6 protein-coding genes, 1 tRNA gene and 2 pseudogenes are annotated in these 8,593 nt (G+C 55.7%); 2 read left to right on the forward strand and 7 right to left on the reverse strand.

Annotated features, from left to right (window positions below; genetic code table 11):
* The 6 genes and pseudogenes from BFP70_RS20775 to BFP70_RS14820 form a co-directional block, all read right to left on the reverse strand.
* Nucleotides 1-467: pseudogene (locus BFP70_RS20775) on the reverse strand (transposase); the annotation flags it as partial.
* A 286-nt stretch (nucleotides 468-753) separates the two neighbouring features.
* Nucleotides 754-829 (reverse strand) — tRNA-Ala (locus tag BFP70_RS14805).
* Nucleotides 830-1,170: 341 nt separating this feature from the next.
* Entirely contained in the window at nucleotides 1,171-1,302 is a 132-nt protein-coding gene (locus BFP70_RS21435) for a hypothetical protein (RefSeq protein WP_255356727.1), read from the reverse strand.
* Nucleotides 1,303-1,529: 227 nt separating this feature from the next.
* Nucleotides 1,530-1,934, reverse strand: a complete 405-nt coding sequence (locus BFP70_RS14810; protein WP_066012433.1) for a (deoxy)nucleoside triphosphate pyrophosphohydrolase — start codon at nucleotides 1,932-1,934, stop codon at nucleotides 1,530-1,532.
* Nucleotides 1,931-3,217 (reverse strand): bifunctional glutamate N-acetyltransferase/amino-acid acetyltransferase ArgJ, encoded by a 1,287-nt coding sequence (gene argJ, locus BFP70_RS14815; RefSeq protein WP_066012436.1) that lies wholly within the window; start codon nucleotides 3,215-3,217, stop codon nucleotides 1,931-1,933. Before argJ ends, BFP70_RS14810 begins: the two co-directional genes overlap by 4 nt.
* 170 nt (nucleotides 3,218-3,387) lie before the next feature.
* The gene (locus tag BFP70_RS14820) at nucleotides 3,388-4,236 is read right to left on the reverse strand and encodes a peptidylprolyl isomerase (RefSeq protein ID WP_066012434.1); all 849 of its coding nucleotides are present in this window, start codon (nucleotides 4,234-4,236) and stop codon (nucleotides 3,388-3,390) included.
* Between the two features lie 182 nt (nucleotides 4,237-4,418).
* Between BFP70_RS14820 and secA the strand changes: the two genes are divergently transcribed.
* Both secA and BFP70_RS14830 read left to right on the forward strand, forming a co-directional pair.
* Nucleotides 4,419-7,121 carry a preprotein translocase subunit SecA gene (gene secA / locus BFP70_RS14825; RefSeq protein WP_066012435.1) on the forward strand — a complete coding sequence of 901 codons (2,703 nt, stop codon included), beginning with the start codon at nucleotides 4,419-4,421 and terminating at the stop codon, nucleotides 7,119-7,121.
* A gap of 641 nt (nucleotides 7,122-7,762) precedes the next feature.
* Nucleotides 7,763-8,329: pseudogene (locus BFP70_RS14830) on the forward strand (transposase); the annotation flags it as partial.
* A gap of 145 nt (nucleotides 8,330-8,474) precedes the next feature.
* On the opposite strand, the gene BFP70_RS20780 reads toward BFP70_RS14830, so the two are convergent.
* On the reverse strand, nucleotides 8,475-8,593 hold a 119-nt coding region (locus BFP70_RS20780; RefSeq protein ID WP_218059680.1), incomplete at its 5' end, for an IS3 family transposase.

Here is an 8,593-nt window from a genome sequence, read left to right on the forward strand (position 1 = left end):
GCGCGGACGGCCATAGCTGCCCAAGCTGAGCCGATGTTGTTCGCGGATATATGCCAGAAGGATCATGTCACGACGCTGGCGATGTGAGGGCGGCCTGCGACGCCACGCCCGTAGCCCACGATCTGAAACCTGCATCAGGCGGCACAGATACGCACGTGAAAGATCTCCGCGATACTCCGCAATGAATTGAAATCTCATTGCTTTTGGCTCGCGAAGAAGATTGCCGCCTTTTTTAACACCTCCCTCTCCTCCCGCAGAATACGGTTCTCTTTACGCAAGCGCTCATTCTCGCGGCGCAACTCCGCGTCCTCAGCGGCTGTTGGATCGGTCGAGTAATCCCGCATCCACTTGCCCAAGGTCGAAAAACCAACCCCAAGGTCCGACGCAACCTGTCGCCGTGTCAGGCCGCCGTGCGCCGCGATCCGAACCGCTTCGCGCTTGAAATCTTCACTATGCTTGGCTGCCATATCCAGTCTCCTTCAAAGCGAGCATTGCTCACAGAAAACCGGAACGGAAGTGATGCAAGTCCAGGCTGGTCTTGCCCGCACCGGGACCGCCCGTCACGACGAAGAAATGGTCGCTCATGGGCCATCCTCGGATTTGACAGGGGAAAGCGCTGCGAAGCGATCGACACGCTAGGAGCGGCGATCAAAGCAGCAAGAATTTTCGTAGGGAAAACAGCACCGGTCTGCGCGGCAGAGGCAAATCCTCTGACGATAAAGGCAGAACTATCTGGTGCTTTTCAGGAAAATATGGTGGAGCCTAGGAGGATCGAACTCCTGACCTCCTGCATGCCATGCAGGCGCTCTCCCAGCTGAGCTAAGGCCCCGTTGCGCAACAGGTATTTCCTGTGCGTGAGCGTCGTATAAAGACCCCCCCGACGATTGACAAGCGAAAAAATACCCAATGACCTGGAAATTTCAATTGGCTTTCAGCAGCAATTGAAACGGTCATTTCGCCCTACCTGAGTGCTTGGCTTGCGCCCGCATGGCAGCTTGGCCGCCTTGTATTTGCGCCAGATACGGTCGGCCAAATGAAAAGGCTCGCGGAGCAAATCCGCGAGCCTTAATTGTTTAACTGGTTCGGACTAAGCAACCTACCAGAGTGATCGTCGCATCATGATGGCCATCAATTCTGACGCGCCCTCCCCTGCGCGCCAAAAGAGGCACATCAGCTTTTGCGATCGACCGGACGGCCTTTGTAAAGGCGGTTATCAACACGGACGACCATTTTACCGTCTGCGGTGTTACCTTCAAACATGCCTTGGACAGAAATCGTTCCGACTGTGATTGTGCGCAGCATCTGTGTTTCTCCCGTTTATCCCGTTGTGCCTCTATAAAAACCGCGATTGTCATCAAATTGCAAAGAAAAAGTGCTAGATTAGTAAATTATTTCCTAAATTTGAGCAATTTTGAAACTTCGTCGACAATATCTAGCGGTTTGGCTTGTAAAACGACGAAGGCCGCCTTGTAAAAAGGCGGCCCGTGCCAAATAAGTCAGCAAATGACTTGACGAAGGCAAATGCGCAGCTACAGCCAGTCGCGCAAAATGGGAATCAGTGGGATATCCGCCGGCGGCATAGGGTAATCGCTTAGATCGCGGGCACGCACCCATGCCAATTCCTGCCCCTCACGCGGGGTGGCGATCCCCTCCCACTTTCGACAAACGAAAAGCGGCATCAACAGGTGAAACGTTTCATAACTATGGCTGGCGAAGGTCAGCGGCGCCAAACAGCTGGCCCAAGTATTGATCCCCAGCTCCTCTTGCAGCTCTCGGATCAAGCACGCTTCGGGTGTTTCATTCGGCTCCACTTTCCCGCCAGGAAATTCCCACAGACCCGCAAGGGATTTTCCCGGTGGCCGCTGCGCCAACAACACACGGCCCTCCGGGTCAACAAGGGCTGCTGCCGACACAAGGATGATAGCCTGACTCACGACCGATAATCCGCATTAATGTCGATGTAGCGATGCGTCAGATCACAGGTCCAGACGGTCTTGGATGCAGCGCCAAGCCCAAGATCTACGCCAATCACCAATCTGGCATTCTTCATATAGGCAGAGGCGGCCTCTTCGGAATATTCCGGGCTGCGCCAGCCCTTCTCCGCCAATACGGTATCGCCAAAGCGAATGGTCAGCAGGTCGCGATCAGCCTTTGCACCTGATTTCCCAATGGCCGCGACAACACGGCCCCAATTCGCATCTTCCCCGGCGATCGCTGTTTTGACTAAGGGAGAATTTGCAATCGACATCGCAATAACATGTGCGTCGTGATCGGTTTCCGCACCCGTTACCTGAACCTCCACAAATTTCGTGGCCCCTTCGCCATCCATAACCACTTGCTTGGCAAGATCCGTCATAACGGCGTTCAAGGCTGCCTCAAAATCTTTGGCGGGTTTCAAACGCAGATCCGCGATCTCATCTGCCGGTGATTTCCCCGTAGCAGCAATCAGCAACGCGTCAGAGGTTGATGTATCGCTGTCCACCGTGATCGCATTGAACGTGCCATCAATCTGGCGCGACAGAATTTTTTGCAGCTTATCTGGCGCGATCTTTGCATCGGTAAAGATATATACCAGCATCGTGGCCATATTGGGTGCGATCATCCCGGAGCCCTTGGCAATACCGGCAATTTTAATCGTGCCTCCCTCGCCTTCAAATTCCGCCATCGCGCCTTTGGGGAATGTGTCGGTTGTCATGATCGCCCGGGCGGCGGCGTCAATGCCTGCCGGGCTTAATGCGCCCGACAGATCTGTCAGCGCCTGCGTGATCCGATCATGGGGTAATGGCTCGCCAATCACACCGGTAGAGGAAGTGAACACACGGTCTGCGGGCAGGTTCAAGGCCTGCGACACCGCGCCTGAAATCGCATCAACCGATGCCTGTCCCGCCGCGCCCGTAAAGGCGTTCGCATTGCCGGAGTTGACCAAAATCGCGGCGCCTTGATCCGAGACCGGAGCACCCTTGAGCTTGGCCTGGCAGTCATGCACGCAGGCTGCACGGGTGGAAGATGTGGTGAACACACCCGCCATCGACGTGCCCGGCGCAACGCGGACCAGCATCACATCTGTGCGGCCCTTATACTTGATACCCGCAGCAGCGGTGGCGAATTCCACACCTTCAATTTGTGGCAACTCAGGGAATGCAGCGGGCGCAAAAGGCGACACCAACGATTTTGCAACCACCGGCGTCGAAGGAGCTGCGGCAGAGGTTGGAGCCATCACCTTGGCCTCCAACTTGCGCGCGTTTTTCTTGGCCTTGGCCTTCAGTTTTTTCATCCGGTCACGAAGCTTGTCGACTTTGGCTTCGTATTTCTTCACCGACTTCTTGTCTTTCTTGGCCATGACTTACCTCTAAGGACCGAGTTTCCCCGATACTGACGCAAATCCAGTTACTTGGCCAGAAGGGTTTGATCCGTCAGCACAGAAGGGTCGATACCGTCGCTCATACGTTCCACATCGGCATCATCGACGCTGGATTTGATCCGATCTTCCACCGCGGTTTTTTGCAGATCTGCTTCAATCTCGGCACGGACATCTTCAATTGCCGGCGCATCGGCGACGCGTGTCTCAATCAGCTTAACAACATGCCAGCCATATTCGGTTTGCACAGGACCAACCACATCACCCGGTTCCATACCCGCGACGGCATCGGCAAAGGGCTGCACCATCATATCAAGACCGAACCATCCAAGATCACCGCCATTATCAGCCGCGCCATCGGTTGAATGCTCTTTCGCAAGCTCGGTGAAATCGGCGCCGTCTTGGATCTGCTTGGTCAGATCTGCGGCTTCTTCTTCGGTCGCGACAATAATGTGGGCCGCATGATATTCGGTCACCGGATCGGCAGTTTCAAACCGGGTTTTATATTCTGATTGCACGGCATCATCAGATGTGGCGCGCTGCGCGGTATATTCCAGCATCGAACCAGCCAAATAGGCATTGCGCTGAACATCCAATGCAATGCGGTCGCGTTTGGTCATCCGGCTTTCGCCCATCTTGGCCAATGCGGTCTGTTGGATCAGCTGATCCAAAATGCCATTGAACAAGGTCTGCGGATCCAATTGCAGATATTCTTGCGGCAGGCCATCGCGCACCACGATCATCTGGCCAATGGTGATGTCCTTACCATCGACCGTTGCAACGACCGTATCAGCGGTCGGGGCGTCTTGTGCGAATGCCACGGTTCCAGCCAGAACCAGGCCCGCGCCAAGGCCCATAATCTTTGTCAGTTTTGCCATCTTAGCCACTCCTTTGCGCCGCGTCGGGTCGCGGCGTTGACACTAGGGCGGTCGAGCCTTACATCGCTGAGGGTCAGTGAAAGCGGTTCCGCCCTTTATTCGTTAGCCGTTCTAGGCGGGCAGACAGGGCGCGACAAGGCCGCGTCACACACGAATTGGTTAGACCAAGCTGCGGAGAAGATATGCTCGGCCTCGGAATTATTGCGAAAAAGGTTTTCGGTACGCCGAATGACCGCATGGTAAAAACGGCCCGCCCCTTGGTGGCAAAGGTTAATGCGCTGGAAGAAGAGTTCGCTGTTCTTTCCGATGCGGGGTTGATCGAAAAGACACGCGACCTTCAGGGCCGCGCGCAGGGTGGCGAAAGCCTTGATGCCCTCCTGCCCGAAGCCTTTGCGAACTGCCGCGAAGCAGCCAAGCGTGCGTTGGGTCTACGGGCGTTTGACACCCAGCTGATGGGCGGGATCTTTCTGCATCAGGGCAATATCGCCGAGATGAAGACAGGCGAGGGCAAGACCCTTGTGGCAACCTTCCCTGCTTATTTGAACGCGTTGATGGGCAAAGGCGTTCATGTCGTCACCGTCAATGACTATCTTGCGCGGCGCGATGCAGAATGGATGTCAAAAGTGTATAATGCGCTTGGGATGACCTGTGGCGTTGTTGTGCCGTTCCAAGACAATGGTGAAAAGAAAGCCGCCTATGCTGCGGACATCACCTATGCGACGAACAATGAACTTGGCTTCGACTATCTGCGCGACAACATGCGCGCCTCGGTCGAAGAAATGATGCAGCGCGATCATTTCTTTGCCATCGTCGATGAGGTGGACTCGATCCTGATTGACGAAGCCCGCACGCCGCTGATCATCTCTGGCCCGGCCGATGATCGCACTGACCTGTATGCAGCCTTGGACAAATATATTCCGTTGCTGACCGAAGATCATTACAAGATCGACGAAAAGGCCCGCAGCGCGACCTATACCGAAAGCGGTAATGAATTCCTGGAGCAAAAGCTGCAAGAGGATGGCGTATTGCCCGAAGGTCAATCGCTATATGACCCGGAATCCACAACCATTGTCCACCATGTCACACAGGCCTTGCGGGCACATAAAATCTTCTTGCGCGATGTCAATTACATGGTGCAGGCAGATGAGGTCGTCTTGATCGACGAACACACAGGCCGCGCCATGAAGGGGCGTCGCCTGTCCGACGGTTTGCACCAGGCTATCGAGGCAAAAGAGCGCGTCAAAGTTCAACCCGAAAACATTACGATGGCGTCGGTCACGTTCCAGAACTACTTCCGTCTGTATGACAAACTGGGCGGAATGACCGGCACCGCGACGACCGAGGCCGAAGAATTCGCCGATATTTATAAGCTGGGCGTGGTCGAGGTTCCAACCAACCGCCCGATCCAGCGTAAAGACGAGCATGACCGCGTGTATCGCTCCGAAGGGGAGAAATACACCGCCGTCATCGAGGCGATCAAAAAAGCACATGAAAACGGTCAGCCGATGTTGGTGGGCACCACATCGATTGATAAATCAGAGCGCCTGTCGGCAATGCTGACAGCAGCGGGGCTGAAACATAACGTTTTGAACGCACGCCAGCACGAACAAGAAGCACAGATCGTGGCCGATGCCGGGCGTCTGGGCGCGATCACAATCGCAACCAATATGGCGGGTCGTGGCACCGATATTCAGCTGGGCGGCAACGTCGAAATGCGGGTCCTCGAAGAGCTGTCAAAGAACCCTCAGGCAGACCCAGAAGCCGTGCGTGCCCAGATCGAAGCCGCCGTCGCGGATGAAAAGCAAAAGGTTCTGGAGGCCGGCGGGCTGTTTGTTCTGGCAACGGAACGCCACGAAAGCCGCCGGATCGACAATCAGCTGCGCGGCCGTTCGGGCCGTCAGGGTGATCCGGGCCGGTCGCTGTTCTTCTTGTCGCTGGACGATGATCTGATGCGGATCTTCGGTTCTGACAAACTGGAAGCCGTGCTGTCCAAGCTAGGCATGGAGGAAGGCGAGGCGATTATTCACCCATGGGTCAACAAATCGCTGGAACGGGCGCAGGCCAAGGTCGAGGGCCGAAACTTTGACATCCGTAAGCAGCTGCTGAAATTCGATGATGTGATGAATGATCAGCGGAAGGCGATTTTCGGTCAGCGCCGTGAAATCATGGAAAGCGAAGAGATCGGTGAAATCACCGCCGATATGCGCGCTCAGGTCATTGACGATATGATCGACACTTACCTGCCACCGCGCAGCTACGCTGACCAATGGGACACCGAAGGTCTGGCCGCTGCCGCGTTGTCGGGGTTGAACCTGAACCTGCCAATTGCTGATTGGGCAGCAGAGGAGGGCGTTGATCAAGATGTCATGCGTGAGCGGATCGAAGATGCCGCCGACGCTTTGGCGGAAAAGAAACGCAGTGATTTCGGCCAAGAGGCCATGTATCAGATCGAAAAGCAGGTTTTGCTGCAAACCATTGATGCCAAATGGCGCGACCACTTGGTAACACTGGAACATCTGCGCTCGGTCATCGGGTTCCGTGGCTACGCACAACGCGATCCGCTGTCGGAATATAAAACCGAAAGCTTCCAGCTGTTTGAAACCATGCTGGACAGTCTGCGCGGCGATGTGACCAAGCGCTTGGCACAGATCCGACCGCTGAGTGACGAGGAACGTGCACAGATGCAGGCGCAGATGCTGGCCGCTGCAGGGCAAGCCGCACCGGCCGTGCCAACCGCACCAGAACCTGCACCAGAACCTGCACCAGAACCTGCACCAGAACACACTGCTGAGGATGCCGCAAATTGGGCTGAAACCACAGGCCGAAATGACCCCTGCCCCTGCGGATCAGGAGAAAAATTCAAACATTGTCATGGGAAAATCTAAACTGGACCTACCTTGAAGAAGACGGGTGAGTTCGTCCCAAATCCGGGTAAGTTTGCCCCAAGGTCTGTATATAGGGGTGCCGAAAGGCGCCCCTACTTCATTTAGAGGGTCGATTAAGGAAATTTTATTTCATGCGGCAAGGTGCAAGGGGTGTTCTGCCCCGGTGCCGGAAGTGCGGGGCACCAACACACGGTGCGGTCATGCCGAGAAATGACACCTGATGACACGCCTGGGCCAGCTATCCATTCAGGCCCGCTTATCTCCAGCGGAACCTCAAGTCTTCGTGACGTTCAGTGGCCATGGAACTTCGATCTCCGCCCGCCAAGTATTGCGTTATCAACAATGAGGGCAGATCCCCGACCTTCTCTGCGCGTGCGAGCCGAGCCCTACCAGAACACGGAAGCGAACACGCGACCAAAATCGCACTGCGGAACCCAGGGTCACCTCCAGGGAAGGCAAAAAGCGGTCCCTCTCTGCACGTACGATCTCAACTTTGCCAGGTCATGGAAGCGGGCACTCATCCAAGATCACGCCGCGGAACAACGGGACCTACAGGAAGGGCCTATTTTGTTGAAAAACTCGCGCTTGATCGAAGGGCCGTCAGCTGATTCAATTCCTGAATAGGATGTGAGGATCCGGCGATGATGGGACCGCGGCAAGAGGCGCAACCGGCGCTCTTCTACGAGTTTTCGCTGGAGGATCATGTGCCTCAGAGCCACCTCCTTCGTTCGATTGATCGGTTCGTGGATCTCTCCAGCATCCGCAGCTACCTCTCCGATTTTTATAGTCATACAGGGCGACCCTCCGTCGATCCCGAGCTTCTGATCAGGATGCTATTGGTAGGCTATTGCTTTGGCATCCGGTCGGAGCGGCGGCTGTGTGAGGAGGTGCATCTGAACCTGGCGTATCGCTTGTTTTGCCGTCTCGATCTAAGTGACCGGGTCCCTGATCACTCGACCTTTTCGAAGAACCGCCATGGTCGCTTCCGCGACAGCGAGCTTCTCCGCCACATATTCGACACGACTGTTGCGCGGTGTATCTAAGAAGGCCTCGTCAGCGGTCAGCGCATGGCCATCGACGCCAGTCTGATCGAGGCGGATGCCAACAGGCAGAACTCGACGCCGAAGGAGGAATGGAACGCGAAGCAAATCGATCCGACCGACGCGCCAAGGGCAGTACGCGAGTATCTCGAGACGCGGTCTGAATCGCCGCGGGTTTACCGGAGACCTATAGCTTCATTTCACGGGACCATATCGAGCACGTCGCGCTGTGCATAGAAGTTCTGTTCAGCCTCTGCTGGCGGTATGTTTCCGATTGGACCTGTCGCGTATTTGTGCCGCCCCCAGTGCTCGTTTAAGCCCCTTGGCGTTCGAAGGCCAAGGGGCTTTTGCCTCCCAATGCTGAGTGCCGACGGCGCGGGTTATAGAAGCCGTTGATGTATTGGAAGATGGCGGTTTCGGCCTGGCGTCGGG

The organism is Thioclava sp. SK-1 (assembly GCF_001705665.1).
Lineage (GTDB): Bacteria > Pseudomonadota > Alphaproteobacteria > Rhodobacterales > Rhodobacteraceae > Thioclava.

Bases quoted from the DNA above. Each gene is read 5' to 3' on its own strand.
- BFP70_RS21435 (WP_255356727.1), bottom strand. From the start codon at position 1,302: ATGCTGCGCACAATCACAGTCGGAACGATTTCTGTCCAAGGCATGTTT.
- argJ (WP_066012436.1), bottom strand. From the start codon at position 3,217: ATGGCTCCAACCTCTGCCGCAGCTCCTTCGACGCCGGTGGTTGCAAAA.
- BFP70_RS14820 (WP_066012434.1), bottom strand. From the start codon at position 4,236: ATGGCAAAACTGACAAAGATTATGGGCCTTGGCGCGGGCCTGGTTCTG.
- secA (WP_066012435.1), top strand. From the start codon at position 4,419: ATGCTCGGCCTCGGAATTATTGCGAAAAAGGTTTTCGGTACGCCGAAT.